At 64.6% G+C, this 23,639-nt stretch carries 23 protein-coding genes, 6 pseudogenes and 1 riboswitch; of the genes and pseudogenes, 13 read left to right on the forward strand and 16 right to left on the reverse strand.

Annotation, left to right across the window (positions count from 1 at the left end; translation table 11 throughout):
- Positions 1 to 9 precede the first annotated feature (9 nt).
- Together ACFWO3_RS07410 and ACFWO3_RS07415 are read right to left on the reverse strand one after the other, a co-directional pair.
- The gene (locus ACFWO3_RS07410; RefSeq protein ID WP_378575543.1) at positions 10 to 288 is read right to left on the reverse strand and encodes a Rho termination factor N-terminal domain-containing protein; all 279 of its coding nucleotides are present in this window, start codon (positions 286 to 288) and stop codon (positions 10 to 12) included.
- Positions 289 to 360: 72 nt separating this feature from the next.
- The gene (locus tag ACFWO3_RS07415; protein ID WP_378575546.1) at positions 361 to 1,521 is read right to left on the reverse strand and encodes a DUF418 domain-containing protein; all 1,161 of its coding nucleotides are present in this window, start codon (positions 1,519 to 1,521) and stop codon (positions 361 to 363) included.
- 79 nt (positions 1,522 to 1,600) lie between these two features.
- On the opposite strand from ACFWO3_RS07415, the gene ACFWO3_RS07420 reads away from it, so the two are divergent.
- Positions 1,601 to 2,185: a TetR/AcrR family transcriptional regulator gene (locus tag ACFWO3_RS07420; RefSeq protein WP_378575549.1), complete on the forward strand. Its 585-nt coding sequence runs from the start codon at positions 1,601 to 1,603 to the stop codon at positions 2,183 to 2,185.
- A gap of 33 nt (positions 2,186 to 2,218) precedes the next feature.
- Here ACFWO3_RS07420 and ACFWO3_RS07425 read toward each other — a convergent pair whose 3' ends face one another.
- Together ACFWO3_RS07425 and ACFWO3_RS07430 are read right to left on the reverse strand one after the other, a co-directional pair.
- A complete protein-coding gene (locus ACFWO3_RS07425) occupies positions 2,219 to 2,923 on the reverse strand; it encodes a DUF2334 domain-containing protein (protein WP_378575552.1) in 705 nt (234 codons plus the stop codon).
- Positions 2,924 to 3,034: 111 nt separating this feature from the next.
- Complete coding sequence (locus ACFWO3_RS07430) at positions 3,035 to 3,529, reverse strand: glutathione peroxidase (RefSeq protein WP_378575555.1); 495 nt, start codon at positions 3,527 to 3,529, stop codon at positions 3,035 to 3,037.
- Between the two features lie 147 nt (positions 3,530 to 3,676).
- Here ACFWO3_RS07430 and ACFWO3_RS07435 point away from each other — a divergent pair, with 147 nt between their 5' ends.
- On the forward strand, positions 3,677 to 4,354 hold the full coding sequence (locus ACFWO3_RS07435) for an LppP/LprE family lipoprotein (RefSeq protein ID WP_378575558.1): 678 nt from the start codon (positions 3,677 to 3,679) through the stop codon (positions 4,352 to 4,354).
- A gap of 32 nt (positions 4,355 to 4,386) precedes the next feature.
- Positions 4,387 to 4,642 (forward strand): annotated as a pseudogene (locus ACFWO3_RS07440) (helix-turn-helix domain-containing protein); the annotation flags it as partial.
- A gap of 9 nt (positions 4,643 to 4,651) precedes the next feature.
- On the opposite strand, the gene ACFWO3_RS07445 reads toward ACFWO3_RS07440, so the two are convergent.
- The 9 genes and pseudogenes from ACFWO3_RS07445 to ACFWO3_RS07485 form a co-directional block, all read right to left on the reverse strand.
- The gene (locus tag ACFWO3_RS07445) at positions 4,652 to 6,769 is read right to left on the reverse strand and encodes a S9 family peptidase (protein WP_378575911.1); all 2,118 of its coding nucleotides are present in this window, start codon (positions 6,767 to 6,769) and stop codon (positions 4,652 to 4,654) included.
- Between the two features lie 19 nt (positions 6,770 to 6,788).
- Positions 6,789 to 7,673, reverse strand: coding sequence for a phosphoribosylaminoimidazolesuccinocarboxamide synthase (locus ACFWO3_RS07450; RefSeq protein ID WP_378575560.1), 885 nt, complete (start codon positions 7,671 to 7,673; stop codon positions 6,789 to 6,791).
- Between the two features lie 93 nt (positions 7,674 to 7,766).
- Positions 7,767 to 8,657, reverse strand: a complete 891-nt coding sequence (locus tag ACFWO3_RS07455; RefSeq protein ID WP_378575562.1) for an arginase family protein — start codon at positions 8,655 to 8,657, stop codon at positions 7,767 to 7,769.
- Between the two features lie 69 nt (positions 8,658 to 8,726).
- Positions 8,727 to 9,140, reverse strand: coding sequence for an HIT family protein (locus ACFWO3_RS07460; protein WP_378575565.1), 414 nt, complete (start codon positions 9,138 to 9,140; stop codon positions 8,727 to 8,729).
- A 30-nt stretch (positions 9,141 to 9,170) separates the two neighbouring features.
- A complete protein-coding gene (gene purB, locus ACFWO3_RS07465; protein ID WP_378575568.1) occupies positions 9,171 to 10,592 on the reverse strand; it encodes an adenylosuccinate lyase in 1,422 nt (473 codons plus the stop codon).
- Between the two features lie 17 nt (positions 10,593 to 10,609).
- The gene (locus tag ACFWO3_RS07470; RefSeq protein ID WP_378575572.1) at positions 10,610 to 11,110 is read right to left on the reverse strand and encodes a DinB family protein; all 501 of its coding nucleotides are present in this window, start codon (positions 11,108 to 11,110) and stop codon (positions 10,610 to 10,612) included.
- Between the two features lie 48 nt (positions 11,111 to 11,158).
- The gene (locus ACFWO3_RS07475) at positions 11,159 to 11,788 is read right to left on the reverse strand and encodes a TetR/AcrR family transcriptional regulator (protein ID WP_378575575.1); all 630 of its coding nucleotides are present in this window, start codon (positions 11,786 to 11,788) and stop codon (positions 11,159 to 11,161) included.
- Between the two features lie 62 nt (positions 11,789 to 11,850).
- Entirely contained in the window at positions 11,851 to 13,023 is a 1,173-nt protein-coding gene (locus ACFWO3_RS07480) for a pyridoxal phosphate-dependent aminotransferase (RefSeq protein ID WP_378575578.1), read from the reverse strand.
- Between the two features lie 10 nt (positions 13,024 to 13,033).
- A pseudogene (locus tag ACFWO3_RS07485) lies at positions 13,034 to 13,893 on the reverse strand (LysR family transcriptional regulator).
- A 24-nt stretch (positions 13,894 to 13,917) separates the two neighbouring features.
- Here ACFWO3_RS07485 and ACFWO3_RS07490 point away from each other — a divergent pair.
- The 3 genes and pseudogenes from ACFWO3_RS07490 to ACFWO3_RS07500 all read left to right on the forward strand — a co-directional run.
- Positions 13,918 to 14,243: pseudogene (locus tag ACFWO3_RS07490) on the forward strand (MFS transporter); the annotation flags it as partial.
- A gap of 60 nt (positions 14,244 to 14,303) precedes the next feature.
- A pseudogene (locus ACFWO3_RS07495) lies at positions 14,304 to 14,697 on the forward strand (SDR family oxidoreductase); the annotation flags it as partial.
- 129 nt (positions 14,698 to 14,826) lie between these two features.
- Positions 14,827 to 15,447 (forward strand): class I SAM-dependent methyltransferase, encoded by a 621-nt coding sequence (locus tag ACFWO3_RS07500; protein WP_378575581.1) that lies wholly within the window; start codon positions 14,827 to 14,829, stop codon positions 15,445 to 15,447.
- A gap of 10 nt (positions 15,448 to 15,457) precedes the next feature.
- Here ACFWO3_RS07500 and purD read toward each other — a convergent pair whose 3' ends face one another.
- A complete protein-coding gene (gene purD / locus ACFWO3_RS07505) occupies positions 15,458 to 16,714 on the reverse strand; it encodes a phosphoribosylamine--glycine ligase (RefSeq protein ID WP_378575584.1) in 1,257 nt (418 codons plus the stop codon).
- A 119-nt stretch (positions 16,715 to 16,833) separates the two neighbouring features.
- Here purD and ACFWO3_RS07510 point away from each other — a divergent pair, with 119 nt between their 5' ends.
- The 3 genes from ACFWO3_RS07510 to ACFWO3_RS07520 are packed head-to-tail and all read left to right on the forward strand — an operon-like array spanning position 16,834 to position 18,801.
- Positions 16,834 to 17,892 carry a serine hydrolase gene (locus tag ACFWO3_RS07510; RefSeq protein WP_378575587.1) on the forward strand — a complete coding sequence of 353 codons (1,059 nt, stop codon included), beginning with the start codon at positions 16,834 to 16,836 and terminating at the stop codon, positions 17,890 to 17,892.
- Positions 17,889 to 18,359, forward strand: a complete 471-nt coding sequence (locus tag ACFWO3_RS07515) for an ArsR/SmtB family transcription factor (RefSeq protein ID WP_378575590.1) — start codon at positions 17,889 to 17,891, stop codon at positions 18,357 to 18,359. The genes ACFWO3_RS07510 and ACFWO3_RS07515 overlap by 4 nt, the downstream gene beginning before the upstream one ends.
- A gap of 16 nt (positions 18,360 to 18,375) precedes the next feature.
- A complete protein-coding gene (locus ACFWO3_RS07520; protein WP_378575593.1) occupies positions 18,376 to 18,801 on the forward strand; it encodes an HIT family protein in 426 nt (141 codons plus the stop codon).
- Positions 18,802 to 18,806: 5 nt separating this feature from the next.
- Here ACFWO3_RS07520 and ACFWO3_RS07525 read toward each other — a convergent pair whose 3' ends face one another.
- The gene (locus ACFWO3_RS07525; RefSeq protein ID WP_378575913.1) at positions 18,807 to 20,174 is read right to left on the reverse strand and encodes a sensor histidine kinase; all 1,368 of its coding nucleotides are present in this window, start codon (positions 20,172 to 20,174) and stop codon (positions 18,807 to 18,809) included.
- A 44-nt stretch (positions 20,175 to 20,218) separates the two neighbouring features.
- Positions 20,219 to 20,941: a response regulator transcription factor gene (locus ACFWO3_RS07530; protein WP_378575596.1), complete on the reverse strand. Its 723-nt coding sequence runs from the start codon at positions 20,939 to 20,941 to the stop codon at positions 20,219 to 20,221.
- A 150-nt stretch (positions 20,942 to 21,091) separates the two neighbouring features.
- On the opposite strand from ACFWO3_RS07530, the pseudogene ACFWO3_RS07535 reads away from it, so the two are divergent.
- From ACFWO3_RS07535 to ACFWO3_RS07550, 4 genes and pseudogenes are all read left to right on the forward strand, one after another.
- Positions 21,092 to 21,647, forward strand: a pseudogene (locus tag ACFWO3_RS07535) (TetR/AcrR family transcriptional regulator).
- Between the two features lie 13 nt (positions 21,648 to 21,660).
- A pseudogene (locus ACFWO3_RS07540) lies at positions 21,661 to 22,307 on the forward strand (enoyl-CoA hydratase/isomerase family protein).
- Positions 22,308 to 22,338: 31 nt separating this feature from the next.
- Positions 22,339 to 22,400, forward strand: a riboswitch (guanidine-III (ykkC-III) riboswitch).
- Between the two features lie 10 nt (positions 22,401 to 22,410).
- Positions 22,411 to 22,725 carry a DMT family transporter gene (locus ACFWO3_RS07545; RefSeq protein WP_378575599.1) on the forward strand — a complete coding sequence of 105 codons (315 nt, stop codon included), beginning with the start codon at positions 22,411 to 22,413 and terminating at the stop codon, positions 22,723 to 22,725.
- Positions 22,726 to 22,815: 90 nt separating this feature from the next.
- The gene (locus ACFWO3_RS07550) at positions 22,816 to 23,628 is read left to right on the forward strand and encodes an ABC transporter (RefSeq protein WP_378575602.1); all 813 of its coding nucleotides are present in this window, start codon (positions 22,816 to 22,818) and stop codon (positions 23,626 to 23,628) included.
- Positions 23,629 to 23,639 lie beyond the last annotated feature (11 nt).

Consider the following 23,639-nt stretch of genomic DNA (forward strand, 5'->3'; position numbering starts at 1 on the left):
GGCCAAGCCTCAGTGGTTACGAAGTTTGTCGATCAGGTCGTCCTTCGTCAGATCCGAGTAGCCGTGCATGTCGAGTTCCTTGGCTCGCTCGCGCAACTCGTCGACGGTCCACTCCTCGTAGGCAGGCGATTCTCCGCCCGATCGACCCACGTTCGATCGACCACGGTTGGCGGCGGCGTTCGAGATCCGGGCCGCCTTTTCCTTGGAGTTCCCTTCCTCGCGGAGGGTCTCGTAGAGGTCCTGGTCCTTCAACTGCGGTTGGTTGTCGGAGCCACCTGATGTGGGCATCTTTCCTCCTCGCGGGTTCGCGCAGTACGGACGCCTTCCAGGATCCCACTTCCTGCTGTGCACGTCACCCGTTCAGGCCACGGGTACTGCCGACCGCTCCTGCGATTTCCCGGTCAGACGCTGGTAGCTCGCGTTCCACAACCATTCGAGCGGTCCACGGTCGAAGCGGCGCAGCCACAACGTGGAGGCCGCGATCATGGTCGCGGACACTCCCACGAACACCGCTACCGTCGCCGGCACGAGGGTTTCGCCGGTGAGCCGCGCCGACAGACCGAACCCCCACCCGTAGCAGATCACCGAGCACAGAAAGTTCTGCAATACGTAGCACGTCAACGCGGTTCGTCCGAGTGGGACGAGGGCCTTTCCGATCAGTCCGGGCTCCGGTTCGACCACGTACCGGTGCGCCACCGCCGCGAGGATCGCCAACGATACGAAGGGTGCGGTTCCGTATCGCCCCAATACCAGCCCGGCATCCGAACCGAACAGGCCGAGTGCGAAGTCCAGCGGCAATGCGACACCGAATCCGAACAGCATCAACTTGCGGCGAAGCTGCGCACACTCGGGGTCGAGGATTCCCCTGCCGAACAGCCTCGCCCCCACGAGGAACAGCGCAATCGACATCGGCAGGATGAAGATCACCTCGAGCCGGAAGATCTGGATATTTTCGAGACGGAACACGACGAGATCCCAGAAACTTCCGTCGGCATACGGATTCGGAGACAGCGGCTCGGGATCGAGCGCCGGAGCAAAAGCGAGCGCCGCGACGAGCAACGCAAGCATCGCGGTATGCAGCGCGACCGCGCAGATGGTCCAGATCCGTTGCGCGCGAATGCTCGACGCAAGGACGAAGGCGACGACGAGACCGGTGAACGCGTACCCCATCAGCACGTCGAACTCCGTGAACAGGAAGTAGTGCAGAACACCGTCGAGCATCAGCAGCCCTGCGCGAACAGGATAATTTCCGGGCCAGCGGGCACCGCGCTTCACGGCCGAACGTTGTTGGACCGCAAGACCTATTCCGAACATGATGGTCAGCAGTCCGAGGAACTTCCCCTGCGCAAGTTGTTGCAGGACGTCTTGCACGGGAGCCCAGACCCCCGTCGCATCACCCGTTCCGTTGACGTAGCCGACGAATCCTTCGGCATTGGTGAAAATCCACACGTTGGTACCCAGTGTCCCCAGGATCGCGAGGCCCCGAAGAACGTCGAGGGCGATGTACCGATGCTTCGTCACGAGAGAACCCCTGCCAGTTTGGTAGCACGGTCGTATCAACAACTTCAGTATGCTAACACGCTCGTGCTAACATGAGGGTGTGCCGAAACTGATCGACCACGAAGGACGCCAACAGGAAATAGCCGAGGCCGTGTGGCGAGTCATCAGACGCGACGGTGTCAGCGCGGTCTCGGTACGTGAGGTCGCCGCCGAGGCGGGCTTGTCGAGCGGCTCCCTTCGACACGTGTTCGCCAGTAAGGCCGAACTTCTCGCCTACTCGATGCAGTTGGTGCACGTTCGCGCTCGCGAACGCATAATCGCGCACGTGTCTATCACCGATCCGCGAAGTCGCGCACTGGCGATACTCGAGGAGGTACTCCCCCTCGACGAAACGAGGCAGTGCGAGATGGAAGTGAACCTCGCACTCGTCAGCGAGGTCCCCGGACATCCCACACTGCGCACGATCGCGCTCGACGCTCACAACGCACTTCGCGCCGCCTGCGCTCTGGCCTTGGACGGACTCTCACGGAACGGCCTATTCGACTCCGCACGCAGCGTCGAGGACGAAGCACTGCGCCTGCATGCTCTGATCGACGGACTCGCGATGCACCTCGTGCTCGGCGACAACGATTCGTCCGAGGTTGCAGCGAAGACTCTGGCCGCACACATCGACGGATTGGCCTGAGCGCTCAGATGGTTCAGGCAGCGCCCAGATGGTTCAGGCAGCGCCCAGATGGTTCAGACGCCGGTCCCATCGGTAGACGGTGGGCGTGGCCTCATGATGAAGGCACAGGTCGACGGCGTCGATCAGCGCCTGTCGTGCCCCACTCCTGCCCAATTGCTTTCCGGTGATTGCCAGCCGAACCAGGCCTCCGCGACGCGCCGTCCGTCCCGCCCCCAAGACAAGCGCCCGACACCACCACGGTTCGGCCCGAAAGCCCTCACCGATACCCAGCACCCGAGAACGGACCGCAGTGTCGCGCTCGAGATCCTGAATCGACGTCATTGCGGCCAGCAGGCGAAAACCTGCGGACGGGAGGGCATTGACCGCACCCGCCGAAGCCGACCACCGCGGAGCAGCGAAGAGGCGGGTGCGCAGACCCACCTGCTCCATCACCCGGTCCGCTGCGAGCAACCGCAGCCGCGCCTCGTGCTCGGGGAGGGTGGCGAACTCGGCACGTCGTCGCTTCGTTGCAGCCTGGTCGTAGCCGTGCAGAACTATCGCGGCACCGCCAGCGCGCCGATCACGCAGCCAAGACTGCGTCTTCGTGTCGTTGACGAGGCGATATTTGTCCTTCGATCGAGGCGCGACGAGCAGCGACAGCGACACACCACGCTTGTCCATCTCGTCCGCGAACGACGCGGCGTGCTCACGCGTTTCGTCGCGGATCCCTGACACCGACACGATCACCTGTCCGGTCATGTACCCCAGCGTGGCAGAGGAAGGTGAACAACAAACCAATCCTGTGCGAAACCGATCCTGTGCGCGCTCGAGGGGGGCGCAGACTCCCCGAGCGCGCACAGAGGGTGGGCTCTAGCCCGGAAGAACAGCCTCGATGGCCTCGACGACCTCGGGAGCGTCGGGCTCGGTGCGTGGGCGGAAACGCTTGGCAACGGTTCCGTCGGGCGCGATCAGGAACTTCTCGAAGTTCCACTGAATGTCGCCGGCCTTGCCCTCGGCGTCCTCGGACTTGGTGAGTTCCCCATAGAGAGGATGCCGGTTCTCGCCGTTGACCTCGACCTTCTCCAGCAACGGAAAGGTGACCCCATAGGTGGTCGAGCAGAACGTCTCGATCTCCTCGGGAGTACCCGGCTCCTGACCCATGAACTGATTGCACGGGATGCCGAGGACGGTGAGACCGCGGTCCGCGTAATCGGTGGAGAGCTTCTCGAGCGCCGTGTACTGCGGGGTCAGACCGCATTTCGATGCCACATTGACCACGAGGACGGCACGTCCGTCGTACTCGCCGAGCGACGTGGGGACACCGCGGAGTGTGTTGATTCCGATGTTCTGTACAGGAGTCGTCATGGCTCCAACGTAGCGAAGAACGCGGGCCCTCTCCCGCATTACGAGTCGATAACTACGTTAACGATCGGTACCGGGATGGCGAGACACCGTGTGACGCACTGTCCACGACCGTCGGCGCTTCGGCGACTTCACGAAAGAGGGGACATCATGAACAATCGACTCTCTGCATCATTGGTCGCGATCACCGCGACAGCACTTCTCTCCGCCTGCAGCTCGGACGACGCCAACCCTTCGCCAACGACAGCAGCGGCCCCTCAGCCGGCGTCTTCCGAAGCTCAACCTCCCGTGCAATCGCCTGCGCAGACGGCATCCACGAACGAAAGTGCGGAATCGGCGGCGATTGCTCCAGGCGAGCCCACTCCCGGGCAAGGTCCCGAGAAGCCTCTCCCCAGCGAACCCGAGGCCGGATCGTGCCTGGACGTGAACTCGCAGGTGGTCGGAGCGGCCTTCTCGTCACTGAGCCCGTCCCCGCGCAACGACGGGTGGGTGGCAGGCGAGTCGAGTGATGCACCGGCCGGAAACTGCCCCGGACTCGAATACGTCTTGGCAGAGACGCCCGGCGGTACGGCAAGCTCCCCGACCCAGGTGCTCTTCTTCCACGACAACACCTACCTCGGTACGGCCACGTCGGAGGCCTACTCGTACACCACGATTGCCGGTTCGAGCGACAACTCGGTGTCGGTGAACTACCGCTGGCTCGAGAACACCGATGCGAGCTGCTGCCCGTCCGGTGGCCCCGCCACCATCACGTACACGTGGGACGGATCGCAGGTCGTGATGGAGCAGCCACTGCCGCAGGAGATGCTCGACGCTTACGCGGAATGACGGTTCAAACATGGTCGCCTCGTCGAAGGTGATCTCCTCGTCGAACCAGCGACGATCGGGCATCGGCACCCAAAGGCGTTGCCCCACGAACTTTGGACCGCGTGTTCAGCTGCGTGCGGGAATCGGACGATGCCATCACGGCCGCCGAGGTTGCCGCGCAGACCGGCATGTCCCGCGTGACCGCGTGGCGTTACCTCGAACGTCTCGCCGACGACGGCGTCGTCACACGAAAGTACCGAGTACGGCCGCGCCGGACGGCCTCAGGTGCGCTATGCGACGCGCACCTGAGGCCACCGATCAGACTGCCTCGACCTGCAGGGTGTCGAGAATCCACGCGAACTCGAACGCGACTTCCCTCCACTTCGCGTAGCGGCCGCTCACCCCACCGTGACCCGCACTCATCTCCGTCTTGAGGAGCAATGGCGAATCGCCGGTCTTGGTGGCACGCAGTTTCGCCACCCACTTGGCGGGCTCCACGTACAGCACACGCGTGTCGTTGATGCTGGTGATCGCCAGAATAGCCGGGTAATCCTTGGCTTCCACGTTCTCGTACGGGCTGTAGGAACGCATGTACTCGTACACCTCGGGATCCTCGAGAGGATTACCCCACTCGTCCCACTCGATCACGGTGAGCGGCAATGACGGATCGAGAATCGAGGTGAGCGGATCCACGAAAGGCACGTTGGCGAGAATGCCCGTGAACAGCTCCGGTGCGAGGTTCGCGACCGCTCCCATGAGGAGACCGCCCGCACTTCCGCCGTCCGCCACCATTCGGTCCGGCGTGGTGTACCCGGAATCGACCAGATGCCTTGCGCACGAGACGAAATCGGTGAAGGTGTTTCTCTTGGTGAGCGTCTTGCCGTTCTCGTACCAGTGACGGCCCATCTCTCCACCGCCGCGCACGTGCGCGACGACGAACACGATTCCGCGATCCAGCAACGAGAGCCGTGCCACGGAGAACGCCGGGTCCATGCTCGCCTCGTACGATCCGTAGCCGTACAGAAGCAGCGGCGCAGGGCCCTCGACTCCACGGCGCTTGATGATCGACAGCGGAACCCTGGTCCCGTCCTCGGCGGTCGCCCACTCTCGCTGCTGCTCGTAGTCGGCGGCGTCGAAGTCACCGAGCACCGGCTGCGACTTCCGCAGAACGAGCTCGCCGGACTTCAGGTCGTAGTCGTACACCTGCCCCGGCGTGATGAAGGAAGTGAAGCCCATGCGCAGCATCGGCTGAGTCCACTCCGGATTGATGCTGAGGCCGATACTGAACAGTTCCTCGTCGAACCGAAGCTCGGCGATCTCACCGTAGCCGTTCTCCGTGATGGGCCACACGGCGATTCGCGTCAGCGCCTCACGGCGGTAGTTGAGCACCAGATGGTCGGAGAACGCGTCGACGTCCTCGAGACGAACGTCGCGACGATGGGGAACCAGAGTGGTGAGTGTCCCCGGGTCGTTCGCCGGGCACTCCGAGAGCATGAAATTCTCGGCCTTCTCACCGTCGACCCCATCGTTGTGCAAGACGAGAAATCGATCCTCACCTGCCACCACAGCGTGTTCGACGCTGTACTCGACACCGTCACGGCGTGGGAGCACAACGGTGAATTCGCCTTCGGGATCGGCGGATTCGAGTACCCACACCTCGCTGGTGATCTTCGATCCAATCCAGATCATCAGGTACTTCTCGCTGCGCGTCGAACCACACGACACCCAGAAGCGCTCGTCGGGTTCGTGGAAGACCTTCACGTCCTCGTCGGTGGTGGTCCCGAGTCGGTGACGCCACACGGTGTCGGGCCGCCACGAGTCGTCGACGGTCATGTAGAAGATGTGGCTGTGGTCGATCGCCCACGTCGCACCCGGTGCGGTGCCGGGAATCTCGTCCGCGAGCAACTCCCCCGAGTCCAGGTTCTTGAACTTCATGGTGAAACGCTCGTCGCCGACCGTGTCCACCGAGTACGCCAGCAGCGTGCCGTCCTCGCTCAGCGAGAACGCACCGAGTGCGAAGAACTCGTGCCCCTCGGCCTCCTTGTTGCCGTCGAGCAGGATCTGCTCACCGGGAACCTCCACACCCGGAGTGAGTTCCGGAGGTGTCCAGTCCTCGTCACCGGCGATCGGACAGCGACACTGCATCCCGTACTGCTCACCCTCGACGGTGCGTGCGTAGTACCACCACTTCCCCATTCGGGTCGGAACCGACATGTCGGTTTCCTGAGTACGCGATTTGATCTCCTGGAACACCTTCTCCCGCAAGGGCTCCAAGTGTGCAGTCTGCTGATCCGTGTACGTGTTCTCGGCCTCGAGATACTCGATGACCTCGGGCGACTCCTTGTCCCGAAGCCACTCGTACTCGTCGACGAAGGTGTGCCCGTGATGATGCCGTTCGGTGGGAACCTTCTTCGCAACGGGCGGATCGGTCTTCATGTCGTCGGCCGTCATGCTCTCACCCCACCCAATCGTCGAAGGACAGTCCGGAAATTCGCTCGTACGCCTCGATGTACCGGGCGCGCGTGGCCTCGACGATCTCCGGCGGCAGCGGAGGCGGCGGAGTGTCGGACGCACGATCCCAACCCGACTCGGGGCCGGTCAGCCAGTTGCGGACGAACTGCTTGTCGAAGCTCGGTTGAACGGCACCTTCCTCGTAGGTGTCAGCCGGCCAGTAGCGCGACGAATCCGGCGTGAGCACCTCGTCGGCCAGAACCAGGTTGCCTCCCGAATCCAGCCCGAACTCGAGCTTGGTGTCCGCGAGGATGATGCCCCGATCTGCCGCGAAGTGGGCAGCACGGGTGTAGATCTCGAGGGTGTCGTCGCGCAGCTTCACCGCGAGATCCTGCCCGACCTTGTCGATGACCTTATCGAAGGAGATGTTCTCGTCGTGTTCGCCCAGATCGGCCTTGGTCGCGGGCGTGAAGATCGGGTCCGGAAGTGCGCTCGCCTCCACCAGTCCCTCGGGAAGCTCCACACCGCACACCGTGCCGGTGTCCCGGTAGTCGATCAGACCCGACCCGGTGAGGTATCCGCGGGCGACGCACTCGACCGGAACCATGTTCAGCTTGCGCACGACCAACGCACGACCGAGCACCTCCTCCGGGATACGTTCGTCGTCCGGATCTCCCGCCAGATGGTTGTTTCCCTCGATCACGTTGAAGAAGAACACGCTCATCGCGGTGAGTACGCGTCCCTTGTCGGGGATCAGTGAGTCCAGCACGTGGTCGTAAGCCGAGATCCGGTCGCTCGCGACCAGCAGCAGGTGCTCGTCGTCGATCGTGTAGAGGTCTCGGACCTTGCCGCCGGCCAGATGGGCATATGAAGACAATGAAGGGCGCACGATTTTCCACCCTAACGGTCCAACGGCGGAGAGGAATACTCTGCACGGTCGGCCGGCGGCCAGACCGTCGAGCGCCCACGCCGTTGTGTCGTTTCAGAGCAGTGGCAGACCATCCACCAGGCGCTGTAACGAGAGGACCTGCCGAGGGATGTACTCGGCAATCGTGATACCCACGACTTCTACGGCGTGGTCGATGTCGCCGACAAGTCGGCGGACCTGTTGCAAGGTCAGCCCACCGGGCTCCCTTCCGAGACCGAGCGCCTCCTCGTCACTGTCGACCACATCGACGTCGAGATGAATGGCGACACGTGAGCAACCGGTCTGTGTGATCCAGGCGAGCAACGCCTCACTGGAAGTCCGTAGATCGTCCGGGGAGAACGAGGTGACGCCCCATTTCGCGACGTTCGGGATATCGTCTGCCGTCCACGAGTGAAGACCGGCGAGCGCAACCCTCGATGCCGGCATGGTCGCGGGAAGCAGTGCTTGTATGTCGCTGTCTCCATGCCCCAGCAGTGTCGAAAGCGCCATGGCGTGATATCCGTGGTATTCGCTTTCGGGCGTTCCCACGTCGGGATGGGAGTCGACCCACACGACCGCGAGGTCTTCTCCGTACTTCCTCGCAAGGGTGGTGAAGGGTGCAACGCTCACAGAGCACTCGCCGCCTAGAGTCACTATCTTCTCGGCGGGGTTGTCCTCGATGAGATCCAGTGCGGCCTTCAACTGCGCAACGACGGCGTCCTTCGCGTCGATTCCGTCGCGCTGGGCCAGACCCTGATCGCCCAACGTGACGGGCACGGTAGCAGTTCTCCCTGCGTGTTCGGGGAGTACTGCATTCAGGACGGCGGTCCCGACCGCATAACTGCGTCTAGCCTGTTCCAGGGGTGTGTCGGGCATGAGGTCTGCAACATTGTCAGCGCCGGCCCCCTGCCACTGGGGCCACAGCAGTCGCAGCGTCGAGTCGGATTTGGAGGGACTGCGTGTCATCACGCCTCCAATTCGATCGGATACGGAGTTCGACAGCGGAGGTGGATCGAACCTTGCCTGCTGGTGAGATCATCGCAGAAGGGGGCGGAGCGCGGCCGCGGTCTTGTCGAGTTCGGCGCGGCCCGGTGATCGCGGGATGCCCCTCAGCCCGAAGCCGTCACCGCGTCTGCGCGGCAACACGTGCAGATGAACGTGGAACACTTCCTGGCCGGCCACCACGCCGTCGGCGAGGAAAAGATTGACGCCCTCCGCCGACGAATCCCCACCCCGCATCACTCGTGCAATTCGTTGACCGGTCGCGAACACCTTCTGTCCGTCGGCAGGCTCGAGGTCGGCCAGACCGACGGCGTGGCGTTTCGGCACGACCAGCAGATGACCCGACGTCCACGGTCTGATGTCCATGAAAGCCATGACGTCGTCATCCTCGTGGACGACACTCGCTTCGGCTCGGCCGGCGACGATCTCGCAGAAAATGCAGGACACATACACCTCCTGTGCTGTTGCCGGAGCCGCCTAAAGAATCGGAGATGGCGAGTACGCAGCCGCTTCCGGGTTCGCGTCGACGAGTTCCTGAACCCGCTCGACCACGGCGGACACCTGCGCGGCGGCGGCGCCGATGAACGCAGTCTTGTCGGCGAGAGCCGCGTCCAACTCCTCGCGTCCGAGCGGCAGACGCTCGTCGTCCGCGAGTCGGTCGAGCAGATCCGGCTCCTTGCCCTGCTCGCGCATCGCCAATGCAACGGCCACCGCGTGCTCCTTGATGACCTCGTGAGCGGTCTCGCGGCCCACGCCGGCACGCACCGACGCCATGAGGATGCGGGTGGTCGCGAGGAACGGGAGGTAACGCGCCAATTCCTTCTCGATGACGGCCGGGTAGGCCCCGAACTCCGCCAGCACTGTCAGGAACGTCTCGATCAGTCCGTCGATCGCGAAGAAGGCGTCAGGCAATGCGACTCGGCGGACGACGGAGCAGAAGACGTCTCCCTCGTTCCACTGGGCACCGGCGAGTTCGGCAGCCATCGACGCGTACCCGCGCAGGACCACCTGAAGACCGTTGACGCGTTCGCACGAGCGAGTATTCATCTTGTGCGGCATGGCGGACGAGCCGACCTGACCGGGCTGGAAACCTTCGGTCACCAGTTCGTGTCCTGCCATGAGGCGGATCGTGTGGGCGAAGGACGACGGACCCGCCGCAACCTGCACCAGAGTCGACAGCACGTCGTGGTCGAGAGAACGCGGGTACACCTGACCGACGCTCGTGAAGACGTGGGCGAATCCGAGGTGATCGGCGACCTTCTGCTCGAGTGTGTCGAGCTTGGACGCATCACCGTCGAGAAGGTCGAGCATGTCCTGCGCGGTGCCCATCGGGCCCTTGATGCCGCGCAGCGGGTAGCGGTCGATGAGCTCGCGAAGTCTCGTCAGCGCCACCAGCAGCTCGTCCGCCGCCGAAGCGAAACGCTTTCCGAGTGTGGTCGCCTGCGCTGCCACGTTGTGTGAACGCCCTGCCATCACGATCTCGCTGTGCTGCGCGGCCCCCTCCGACAGCCGGGCCGCAACGGCGATGCCGTGCGCGTACACGTGCTCGAGCGAACGCAGAATCTGCAGCTGCTCCACGTTCTCGGTCAGGTCACGCGAGGTGAGGCCCTTGTGGACCTGTTCGTGTCCGGCGAGCGCGTTGAACTCCTCGATACGTGCCTTCACGTCGTGCCTGGTGACCCGCTCACGTTCGGCGATCGAGTCCAGATCCACCTGGTGCAGCACCCGCTCGTAGTCGGCGAGAGCCTCGTCAGGGACGTCGATACCGAGCTCGGCCTGCGCACGAAGCACGGCCAGCCACAGTTGACGTTCGAGCACGATCTTGTGTTCCGGGGACCACAGCTCGGCGAGCTCGGGACTGGCGTAGCGGTTGGCAAGGACGTTCGGGATGCGGCTCACGAGGCATCAGTTTACGGCTACACCCCGGTTGCCCCGTCGATGCGTTCGCGGATGAGATCGGCATGGCCGTTGTGACGCGCGTACTCCTCGATCATGTGCATGTAGATCCACCGAAGGCTGACGTCCTGACCGTGAATACGGCCCAGGTCGGTCAGCACTCTGCCCGCGCACGCCGAACGTGCCGCATCGACCTCCGACCGCCATGCCGCCAGCGCTGCGGCCAATCCCGCACCGGCGGACACGTCGAACCCGCCGTCCATTCCGTTCTCCTGTGCCCCGTGGATCGGCGGCACGTCCTCACCGAGCACGCGGCGGAACCAGTTCCGCTCCACCTCCGCAAGATGCTGCACCAGACCGGTCAGCGTGAAGGTGGACGGTGGTACCGAAGCCGTGGCCGCCTGCTCGTCGCTCAGGCCGTCACACTTTCGGACGAGCGTGGCGCGGTGAAAATCCAGCCAACCTTCGAGAGTTTCGCGTTCGCCGGCATTCATCGGTGGGATCGGTCGCTCCAGCTCCATGCGGTCAGTAGTACCGCAGCGCACCGACACGTGCGCGCCGAAAGTCCATCACGCGCCTTCTGCGGCCGGATGCGTGACTCGCGGTGCGAGGATGTCGATCACGTCGGACAGCATGCCGCGTGCCAACTCGCGTGGGTCCATCTCGTGTTCCGCCAAGGAACTGACCACCGCCCCGTCGACGATCGCGACGAGCTTGCGAAGCGTCCCCTCGTGGGCGTCACGATCCGATCGCAGCAGTGCGTCTGCAAGCGCTTCGTCCACCTGCGCCTTGAGCCGTCGTTGCACATCGCGCAGGGCCGCACTACGCGCGCAGGCGACGAAACGCTCGTAGCGCGTGATGAGCCGCTCACGATCCGTCTCACTCGGCTCGGGCGGCCCGATCATCAACTCGACGAGAAGATCCGCGGTGTCGGAACTGCCTCGCGGCAGGTGCACGATCTCGCCCACTCGAGATCGCATGGCAGCGAGATCACGTGTTCCGTTGCGCTCGACCGCGCACGCGATGAGGTCGTCGAGCGACTCGAAGTAGTAGGTCGTCGACGCCAGCGGGAGATCGGCGCGAGTCGCTACCGACCGGTGCCTGACCGCATCGAATCCACCCTCGAGCAACAGGTCTGCAGCAGCTTCGACCAACGCCTGACGGCGTCGTTCACCCTTTGGCGTCGCTGCAGAGGACACAATTTCATCGTGCCAGCACAGCGTCCCCAATCAGGGCGGATTGGCATTCTGGCCGAGAACTCCTAGTCGCCGACGACGAGGTGCCCCTGCAACCGGACCAATGCTTCCTCGATATCTGCGGTGGCCCCGGCGAACGACAAGCGAACCGTCCGGTCGCCACGTACGGTGTCGAAGTCCACGCCGGGTGCCAGCGCCACCCCCGTCTCCTGGAGCAACCGTGCACACCAGGCCGTCGAGGCCTCGTCCTCGCCGAGGAGATGCCCGATGTCGGCGTACACGTAGAAGGCGCCGTCGGCCGGAGCGAGGTCCGTGATCCCGAGCCGCCGAAGTCCTTCCAACAGAAGCGAGCGGTTCACGCCGTACCTGTCGACGTGACTGTCGAGCTCTGCGCGTGACTCCGGTGTGAACGCCGAGACCGCCGCATACTGCGACACGGCGGGCGGGCACACCGTGAGGTTCGAACCGAGCCGCTGGAGGGCAGGCCGCAGGTCCCTCGGTACGAGCATCCAACCGAGCCGCCACCCGGTCATCGAGAAGTACTTGGACACGGATCCGACCACGACGGACTCGCGGGACGTCTCCCACGCACAGCTCGTGACCTGATCCGAGTACGCGATCCCGTGGTAGATCTCGTCCGACACGAGGAGGGTGCCGTGGGCGTCACACCAGCGCGCCAGGGCTGCGAGTTCGTCCGGCGCGATGACCGTGCCTGTCGGATTGGCCGGGCTCGCCACGATCAGTCCGGCCGGGGGCTCCGGCAGCGCGTCGAGCATCGCCACGGTCGGCTGGAATCTGGTGTCGGGTCCGCAGTCCAGTTCGACGACGTTGCATCCGAGTGCGGCCAGGGTGTTCCGGTAGGCGGGATATCCCGGGCGCGCTACGACGACGGTGTCCCCCACGTCGAAAGCCGCAAGAAATATGAGCGTGAACGCACCCGAGGAACCGGTGGTGATCACGACGTCGTCGGGGCCCACGTCGATGCCAGACCCGGTCGAGTGGTAATCGGCCACCGCCTCACGAAGCGCTGGAATGCCGAAGGTTTCGGTATAGCCGAGCAGGTGCTCGTCGAGGGTCTCGTGTGTCGCCCGCAGCACCGGACCGGGCGCGGGCGTGGACGGCTGACCGGCAGCGAGTGTGAGCACGTCACCGTGGGTTCGTTGACGTTCCGCTGCGGCTTTCCACACGTCCATCACGTGGAACGTCTGGATTCGGGACCGTCGAGATTCTTTGCGCACGTGCTCGACGCTAGCGCGGCGAGAGTCCGCCACCCAGAGCGCCCCGCTGCGCGTCGACCGTGTCGTACAGGGCATCGACGACGGCAGCCACCTCGGGTCTGCGCCGCGACTCGGGGCGGGCCACCAGCCAGTAGGACAGCATCTTCTCCACGTCGCGGGGTAGAACGCGAACGAGATCGTCGTGCCGATCGGCCATGAAGCACGGCAACAGTCCGAGTCCGGCGCCGGCGGGCGTGGCCTCGACGCGCACGAACACATTGGTCGACGTCACGGACTCACGCATCGGCGCAGTCATCTTCCTGGCCAGGTCCAGCTCGTCCACCTGCAGCATCGAGTCGACGAAGTACACCAACGAATGGTCCGCAAGGTCCGCGGTCCCCCTCGGCGCCGATCTCGATTCCAGGTAGGCGCGCGAGGCGTACAACCCGAGTGCGTAGTCTGCCGGCCACACCGCCTCGGCCCGGTGCACCTGCGGCTTACCGACCACCACTTCGACGTCGAATCCCCACCGGTTCTGGGTTGCGCGCCTGGTGACGGCCACGTCCGGGTGACATCGGTGAACGTCGGCGGCTGCGGGTGCGGCGATATAGGCGCTGAACCCATCGGTTGCGGTCAGGCGGACCACGCCCTGCAGACGTTCGGCGCCGGTTCGTTCGGTGACCAGGCCGTCCAGCGCAGATTCGATCGTCTCGGCAGACGCAAGTGCTCGGCTACCCAGGTCGGTGAGTTCCCAGCCTCCGGAGCCGTGAACGAGCACCCGGTCTCCGAGGCACGACTCGAGGTGGGCGATCCGCCTGGAGATCGTCGTGTGATTCATCCCGAGATCATCCGCTGCGGTGGTGTACCGACCACTGCAGCCGACCGCAGCAGGACGAGTAGGTCGTCGGCGCCTCGATGGCCGGCACCGTCGTCGAGTGGTACGAGTTCTTCCTCTACGGCACGGCTGCCACGCTCGTGTTCAGCAAAGTGTCCTTCGCTGCTGGAGACAACGAACTCGACGCGATCATCGCCGCTTTCGTGACCTATGCCGTCGGTTTCGCGGCCCGCCCGCTCGGCGGAATCGTCTTCGACCATTTCGGGCACAAGTTCGGCCGCAAGCAACTGCTCCAGTTCAGCCTGGACCTGGTGGGAGCAGCCACGTTCCTGATGGGATGTCTGCCCACCTTCGACCAGATCGGCTATTTGCCCCTGCGCTTCTCGTGACACTGCGGTTCGTTCAGGTAGTGCTGCACGGATCAACAGGAACGGCGACTCCACCATCAACCGCTGGATGTAGCGCGCACATGTACGCCAAAGGATTCGGACGAGCGATCAACGTGTCCTCGGTTCACGGACTCCGCGCATCCCGTTCAAATCGGCGTATGTGACGGAGAAGCACGGACTCGAAGGCCTTTCGAAGACAACGGTCCTCGAAGGGGGCCGCCATGGCGTGACCAGCAGCTGTGTCAATCCGGGGTATGTCTCGGCACCTTCGATGCAGAAGCAGATTGCCGATCAGGCTCGAATTCATGAGATCGGTGAAGACGAGGTCGTCGAGAAGATCATGCTCGGCGACATCGCCATTCGGCGCCTCTCGAACCCAACGAAGTCGCTTCCTTTGTGGCATGGATCGCATCTCCGGAATCAGCCATGGTCCCGACGATTCCGACAAGTCCGGCTACGAGTCCCATGTGAATGCCTTTCATCGGCTTTCCGCCTGTGGCGGTGCTCTTTTCGAGCTGTATGTGGTCCATGTCTCACGAGTCCAGCGGCGGGGGTATACCGTGACCGGAAGGCAGCCACGAGGCCGAGGAGGAGACAACGATGAGCACTCACACACCGAGCAAATGGGAAGAGATCACCTCCGCCGATCCGACGCACTCGACGCGGTATGTCGAGCGGTTCCGGACCATGTCGGCCGACGGTGCAGACATCGTCGGTGAGGCACGCCTGGTGGACGCGATGCTCTCTCGCGGTAGCCGGGTGCTCGATGCGGGCTGCGGGCCGGGGCGCGTCGGTGGCCACCTGCACGACGTCGGACACACCGTCGTCGGTGTCGACGTCGACCCGGTGTTGATCGAGGCGGCCGAGGCCGATCATCCCGGACCCACGTGGCTCGTCGGCGATCTGGCGGAACTGGACCTCGCATCGAGAGAAGTTGCCGCAGAGTTCGATGCCATCGTGTGCGCGGGCAACGTGGTGACGTTCCTGGCCCCGTCGACACGCGTCCAGGTCCTCGCGGGGTTCGCTCGCCACTTGGCTGCGTCCGGACGCGCAGTGGTCGGATTCGGCGCGGACCGCGGATACGCGTTTGCGGAGTTCCTGACGGACGCAGAGGCTGCCGGCCTCACTGCCGACGTGTTGCTCTCGACCTGGGACCTGCGCCCGTTCACCGAAGGCTCCGACTTCCTGGTGGCCGTGCTGTCACGCACAGCCACCAGGTGAAGACGACCGGTCAGTTCGGGATGGAGATCTTTCCTTCGACTGCTCCCAATCCGATGTCGGTACGGAAGTGGCTGCCCGGCAACTTGATTGCCTCGATCTTGGCGTAGGCGTCGTCACGTGCGGCGGTGAGGTCCTCCCCCACGCCGACAACACTCAACACGCGCCCGCCGGCGGAGACAATCTTGCCGTCCACGACCTTGGTTCCCGCGTGCAGCACACCTTCGGCGTCGGAACCGGTGATGACGTCACCGGTACGCGGAGACGCCGGGTAGTTCTCCGCAGCGATCACGACCGTGACCGCGGACCCGTTGCGCCAGTGCAGTTCACCGACATCGCCGAGAGTTCCGGTAGCCGTCGCGTTCAGCAACTCGCCGAGCGGTGACTCGAGAAGCGCCAGCACGGCCTGCGTTTCCGGGTCGCCGAAACGGCAGTTGAATTCGACCACGGCGGGACCGTTGCTTCCCATCGCCAGACCCGCGTAGAGCAGACCCGAGAACGAGCTGCCGCGCTTCACCAGCTCGGCGGCAACCGGCTTGACGACGGTGTTCACGATCTCGTCGACGGCACCTGCGGGCAGCCACGGGAGCGGGGTGTATGCCCCCATGCCTCCGGTGTTGGGGCCCGTATCCGCGTCGCCGACGCGCTTATGGTCCTGCGCAGGGAGCAGCGGTACGGCGGTCTCGCCGTCGACCAGACAGAACAGCGACACCTCGGGGCCGTCGAGGAAGGACTCGAGAAGGACAGGGTGGCCGTTCTCCAGGAGTTCGGCCGCGTGATCGCGTGCAACCGAGCGATCCGTGGTGACAACGACACCCTTGCCTGCGGCGAGCCCGTCGTCCTTGACGACCCAGTTGGGTCCGAAGCGATCGATCGCCGCGTCGAGCTCGGCAGGGTTGTCCACGATCTCACTGTGGGCGGTGCGGACTCCGGCTGCTGCCATGACGTCCTTGGCGAAGGCCTTGGAGCCCTCGATCCGGGCGGCGTCGGCGGACGGGCCGAAGCATGCGATCCCGGCGCTTCGAACGGCGTCGGCGACCCCGAGCACCAGTGGCACCTCGGGGCCGATCACGACGAGGTCGGCCGACACCTCCTTCGCGAGGGCGGTCACGGCCTCACCGGACGACGCATCGACCGAGTGCTGCTCGGCGACCTCGGCGATCCCGGCATTACCGGGAGCGCACATCAGTGCACTGACACCTGGGTCACGAGCGAGGGCCAGAAGGAGGGCATGTTCACGGGCTCCGGAGCCGATAACGAGTACGCGCACGACGCTCAGCCTACGGCGCGCTCGCCACCCGATTGCCCGGAGCTGGCGATATCGACAACTCGACCGACTGAAGCTACGGTGATTCAACAATTCCGTAATTCCGAACTTTTGGAGTTTCCATGCTCAGGGCGCTTTCCATGCTTCTCGCAGTCACCGCAAGTGCGGTCGCCTGCGGCAATGCAGACACGACCCCAGCCGACGCCTGTGCGCCACTACCCCAGCCGGGCGTGGACACGGCCGAGGGGTGGACCGGCTACCTCGGCGAGCACGCCGAGAACATCGCACTGCGCGTCGACGACGGCCGCGGCGCCGTGCTGGAACACCGTGTCGACGAATCCGCACCCACGGCTTCGGCCGTCAAGGTGGTTCATCTCGCCGCCTACGCACAGGCCGTGGCAAGTGGCGAACTCGATCCGAACGAGGCGGTGCCGATCGCGGAATGGGAGCGCTGGTACCTACCCGGGACGGACGGCGATGCCCATCCGCGCGCGCTTGCGCGCCTGGGCATCCGTGCGCCGGACGCGACCGTCACCCTCGAGCAGATGGTCTCGGCGATGATCCAGGAGAGTGACAACGCGGTCCCCGACTACCTGCGTGACCGACTGGGTGACGATGCCTTTCAGGCGGCAGCCGAACGCGGTGGCTGGTCCGACTTCGAGGTTCCCACGATGCTCGGTTCCACGATCGCAATCCTCGACCCCGAGATCGACAGCGATTCCGATTCCCTCCAGACGGCAGCCCAGCGGTACGCCGACGACCCCGGCTACCGCGAAGAGGTGAGCAACCTTGCCGTCCCGGAGGACTTCGAACTCGCCAACGACCGGGTGGACGAGACCGGCGCCCACGGCACGGCCGCGGGACTGTCGTCCCTGCACCGGTCCATCGCCACCGGCGAGTTCGGTCCGGGCTCGGAAATCGCACGCGCGCAATTGGAATGGCAGCCTGCACCGCCGGGAACCGAGGGCCTCGGATTCAAGGGCGGTAGTCTCCCCGGTGTGCTCACCGAAGCGATGACGATGCGGCGTACGGACGGAACCGTCGCCAACGCGGTCCTGTTGGTCGACCGCATGTCACCCGAGGACTACACCGCCGCGACGGCAAGTTTCGCCCATCAGCAACTGCTCCTGCAGGCAATGACGAATCCCACCGAATTCGACCGATTGGGTTGCGCGGTGTGACCGATCACGACGACCGACTGGCCGACCTCGAAGCGCGCGTGCACGCACTCGAGGAGCGAAACTCGGCTTCCCCCGCTTCCGACACGTCGCCCGGCGAGGCCGGCACGATCGGCTACCAGGGTGCCGTCGACCTCTGCGGCGACGTGGCCTGGACCATCCGCTACGACGCCGCGGCGACCCTCGACCTTGCGCCTGGTGGAATCACCACTGTTCTTGCCGCACTCGGCAACCCGGTCCGACTGCAGATCGTCCGAACGTTGCTTCGTGGCCCGGCCGCTGCCGCCGAACTACAGGTTTCCGTGGGACTCTCGTCCGCCGGCCAGCTGTACCACCATCTGAAGGCGTTGACAGGCGCGCGCATCGTCGAACAGGAATCGCGAAACCGCTACTTCATTCCGGCGCCGAAGGTCGTCCCACTCATGATCATCACCCTGGCCGGCGCGGACGTCTCCGAACAACTCGGTTAGCACCTATCCTCAGAGCATGGCTTCCGTATTCAGCGCAATCATCAACGGGGATCTTCCGGGCCGGTTCGTGTGGGAGGACGAGGACGTCGTCGCGTTCCTCACCATCGCGCCGGTCACCCAAGGCCACACCCTGGTCGTGCCACGCAAAGAGGTCGACCAGTGGCAGGACGTGGACGGAGAGCTGTTCGTCAAGGTCACGGAAGTTGCCCGCACCCTCGGCCGCGCTGTGCGTCCCGCGTTCGATGCTCCCCGTGCAGGTCTCCTGATCGCCGGACTCGAAGTGCCGCACCTGCACGTACACGTCTTCCCTGCCTACGACATGGGTGACTTCGACATCAGTGGCGCGGACACCGACCCGTCTCCCGAGTCGATGGACGAGGCCGCCGAGAAGATCAAGGCCACCTTGCGGGAACAGGGCCACGGGGCGAACGTCCCCGTCTGACCCAATCATTCGTCGGTGCGAGGCAGTTCGACCCGGAACGTCGCTCCCTTGCCCAGCTCGCTCTCGACCGACACCCTGCCTTCGTGCGCCGCGACGAGCGCGGCCACGATGGAGAGTCCCAGACCGCTTCCACCGCGCTCTCGGTTTCGAGAGGTGTCGGTGCGGTAGAAGCGCTCGAACACCTTCTGGCGATCCTCTTCTCCGAGCCCGGAGCCGGTGTCCGCGACTTCGAGAAACGCACTGGTTGCCGTGGTTCCGAGACGGACGGTGACGTTCGCTGTTTCGGGTGTGTGCCGTAGCGCATTGGCGATCAGGTTGCCGAGCACCTGACGCAGCCGCGCCTCGTCGCCGAGAACCTGCGGCGTGCCGGGGCCGGGCACGAGTTCGAGCCGGACCGTGCGCTGCGGGGCGAGGGCGCGGGCACCGTGCACAGCTTCGGAAGCGATCGACAGCAGATCCACGGGTGCGCGGTCGAGCGGTCGCTCGGCGTCGAGCCTGGCGAGCATCACGAGATCCTCGACCAACAGGCCCATTCTGGACGCCTCACCCTCGATGCGACTCATCAACATGTCCACGTCGGACGCCGCACCCTGTCGATACAGCTCCGCGAATCCGCGAATCGTGGTGAGCGGAGTGCGCAGTTCGTGGCTGGCGTCCGCGACGAATCGGCGCATCTTCTCCTCCGAACGTCGAGCCGATTCCTCCGAGGCCGCGGTCGCCGCGAACGCGTGCTGGATCTGCGCGAGCATGCCGTTGAGCGCCACCGAGAGGCGCCCGACCTCGGTGCGGTTCTCGCGCTCGGGTACCCGCCGGTGCAGATCACCGGAGGCGATGGCGGCGGCCGTCTCCTCCACCTCGACGAGTGGACGAAGGCTGCGGCGCACCAGGACATACGCGGCGACCGCCAGGACCAGCAGGACGATCGAGCCGATCACCAACTGCAACGCGACAAGACGCGACACAGTGGCGTCGTTGTCGCCGAGGTTGACTCCCACTGTCGTGACGGTCCCGTCTGGGTTCTGCGCAGTCAGGATTCGCCAACGGACGTCGGAATCGCCGGTGGAATCGACGGTTGTGGGCCCGTCGACAGTCGTCGACGGCAGTGCCGGTGTCGCGTCGTAATCATTGATCTCCACCAGAACCGTGCCGTTCGGCGCGGCCGTGCGCACGTAGAACGGGCTGGGTGGCCTGCGGATGCTCGGGGTGTCCGGCGGAGGCAGATCCCGCTCGGGGTGCGGTTTCGCCCAGCCCTGAGCTGCGTCGTACAACGAGTGATCCACCCGCTCGGTCAACGAGTTCTCGAGCGCCGACGTCACCGCCGTACCCGAAGCCAACAAGCCCAAACCAGCGAGGATCGTGACCGTCGCGACCATCGCAAAGCGCAACGGCAACAACGGAAAACGTACCCACAGCCGTGTCATCGCCGAGGTTCGCGCATGACGTAACCGACGCCGCGAAGGGTGTGGATCAGTGGGGTATCCCCGGTGTCGACCTTGCGACGCAGATACGACACGTACGACTCGACCACTCCCACCTCGCCACCGAAGTCGTAGTTCCACACGTGATCGAGGATGCGAGGCTTGCTCAGCACGGTCCCCGCGTTGACCATGAAGTACCGCAACAACGTGAACTCGGTGGGTGAAAGCGAAACCAGCTCACCGGCCTTCCACACCTCCCGGGTGTCGTCGTCGAGTTCGATGTCCGCGAAGGTCACCCGCGCCGACCGCTTGTCGTCCGGCACTTTCCCGGACCGGCGCAGAATCACTCGCAACCTCGCAACCACCTCTTCGAGGCTGAAGGGCTTGGTCACGTAATCGTCCGCACCCAGCGTCAATCCCGTGACTTTGTCCTCGACCGCATCCTTCGCAGTGAGGAACAGGACAGGCGCATCGACTCCGTCCGCGCGCAGCCGTCCGATCAGGCCGAACCCGTCCATTCCGGGCATCATCACATCGAGAATCAGCGCGTCAGGGCGAAACGATCGGGCCCGGTCGAGACCTTCCGCTCCCGTCGAGGCCGTTTCGACCTCGAATCCTTGGAATCTCAGGCTGACCGCAAGCAGTTCCACGATGTTCGGCTCGTCGTCGACCACCAGGATGCGCGCCTCGGCTGTGCGGTCTGCAGGGTTCGCGTGTGTCACTCCACCATCATCACGTAGCGCGCTGGGGCCAGGCTGCACATTCGCTGGAAGGTTCCTGTGAACTCCGACCTGGGCCGATAAATAACAGAGCACCTGCTCTGCCATGTTCGTTCCACGCCAAGGCCACGTGTTCACGACCTCGAACAGCTGATGGACGCTGCCGAACAACTGGCGGTCGAGTCCGGTGCCGCTGCGGTGACCGTCCGCACCCTGTCGGATCGCACCTCGGTGTCCAACGGAGCGATTTATCACGCTTTCGGATCCCGTGGAGGGCTGGTCGGAAAGGTCTGGCTGCGGGCAGCAAGGCGGTTTCTGTCGATTCAGAACGAAGCGGTCGACGCCGCGGGTGGTGACATACCCACGGCCAGCTTCTTGCTCGAATCCCCGGTTCCTGCTCTCCGTACGCCGAGACGAACTACTCGGCACCAACGACATTCCCGACGGCATCGCAAGGGACCTTCTCCGACTTGACAATTCGGCTGTCGAGCCACTCGTACGACTGTCGAAATCCATGTGGGGCCGAGCGGATCGAGAAGCCGTATCGGTGATCAGGGACTGCGTCGTCGAACTACCCACTGCCCTGCTGTTGAGAGGCGACCGGGTGCCCGAACCACTGGTTCGCGACCGTCTCGCCGGCGCCGTACGTGCGGTGCTGGCGATCCCACCACTCGAGCCATCACGACCCGCGGCTACAAGCGGCCGGTGAAAGGAAGATCCCCATGACCGCAACTCTGGAATACCGCGACGATTTCGCCGTCCTGACACTCGGAAACGACGAGAACCGCTTCTCGCCGGAATGGCTCGACACGGTGGACGCCCACCTGAACGAGATCGAGACCTCGGCACGCGGATTGATCGCCGTCGGCGCGGGAAAGTTCTACTCCGCGGCTTGGATCTGGACTGGCTGATGTCCAACGGTGATCGCGCGGAGTGGTACGTCGGTCGGGTCCAGGAGTTGTTCGACCGAGTCCTCACCTTTCCGCTTCCCACAGTCGCCGCGGTGAAGGGCCACACCTTCGGTGCCAGAGCCATGCCGGCCATCGCCCACGACTACCGATACATGTGTGAGGACCGCGGCTACTATTGCTTCCCCGAGGTGGACATCAACACCTCTTCACTCCCGGCATGGCGGCCCTGATCCAGGCCGACCTGTCGCCCCCGAGCGGCGATGAAGGCCATGACGACCGGACACCGCTTCGGCGCATCCGATGCACTGGTCGACGGTGTCGCCGCGGAGAGCGAGCTGGTGTCGGCCGCCGTGGACCGACTGTCACCGATCGCAGGGAAGGATCGCGGAACACCCGGGGCGATCAAGACCACCATGTTCAGCTCCGTCACCGCAGCCCTTCGACAAGGCAGCCGGTAGCCGGAAACGTCTTTCCCACTTTGCTAACCTGGCGAGGTCGAATGGACACCCGGACGAGCGCACCGTACCCGGCCAGCGAAAAGACGGTGCAGGAGTGTTCCTCATGGCATGGCTGGTTCTCGTCGTTTCCGGTGTTCTCGAGGCGGTCTGGGCGACCGCGCTCGGCAAATCCGAAGGTTTCAGCAAACTCGCGCCTTCCATCACGTTCTGCGTGGGACTCCTGTTGTCGATGGCGGGGCTTGCGTATGCAATGCGCACACTGCCCACCGGCACTTCCTACGCCATCTGGGTGGGCATCGGGGCGTCGATCACCGTTGCGTACGCGATGGTCACGGGCGCCGAATCCGCCTCGCTCGTCAAAATTCTGCTGATCCTGGGCATCGTCGGCTGTGTCGTCGGCCTGAAAGTCCTGACCTAGGCGGCTCCGCCTCCTGTGAGTGGTTGACGAGTCCAGAGACTCGTCAACCACTCACAGGGGTTCATGTGTGTCACGGGTTACAGTTATCGCATGAATCTCGTCTCCTTGGCTTTCGCGCCACTGCGAATCGGGCTCACCGCTGCCGAGGCAGGTCTCGGCGTCGCCGAGGTGACGCTGACGACCATCAGAGGAGCGGTGTCCACCAGCAACGCTGTTGCCGGTGTGGGGATGCCGTCGGGGGCATCCGGAAATCCGCTGCAGATGATTCAGCAGCTGTCCTCGCTGACCGCAGGTGATCGGCCGCTCGGCCAGGCCATGGCCCCGGGCGGTCCACTCGACCGACTGCTGGCACCCGGAGGACCCGTCGACCGACTCACGGCTCCCGACGGGACCCTCGAACGACTACTCGAACCAGGTGGACCACTCGAACGGGTACTTGCCCCCGGCGGGCCCCTCGACCGGGTGTTGGCCGAGGACGGGGCGCTCGAACGACTTCTCGCACCCGGTGGACTGCTCGACCGCCTGACCGCTGCCGACGGTCCACTCGAACGGCTCACCGCCGAGGACGGAGCCGTGGAGAGGCTCACGGCGCAGGGCGGAATCGTCGATCGTGCGCTCGCCGAGGACGGCCTTCTCGACACCCTCCTCGCAGAACAGGGCGCCCTCGAACGGCTCATCGCCAAGGACGGACCTCTGGACCAGATCGTCGCCCTGTCGGAAACGCTCACTTCCCTGGCACCGAACATCGAACGCATGAGCTCGAGCATCGACCTCCTGCAGGAGACGGTGGGAATTCTCAGTTCTGCTGTCGGCCCACTCGGCGATCTCGCCGGGCGCTTGCCCGGACGATGGCTACGTCGTGGCGAGCGTCCGGCCCTCGACTACCCACTCGGCCCCGAGTAACCTGCGACGTC

This window comes from Rhodococcus sp. NPDC058521, assembly GCF_042719695.1.
In the GTDB taxonomy this organism is placed as follows: domain Bacteria; phylum Actinomycetota; class Actinomycetes; order Mycobacteriales; family Mycobacteriaceae; genus Rhodococcus_F.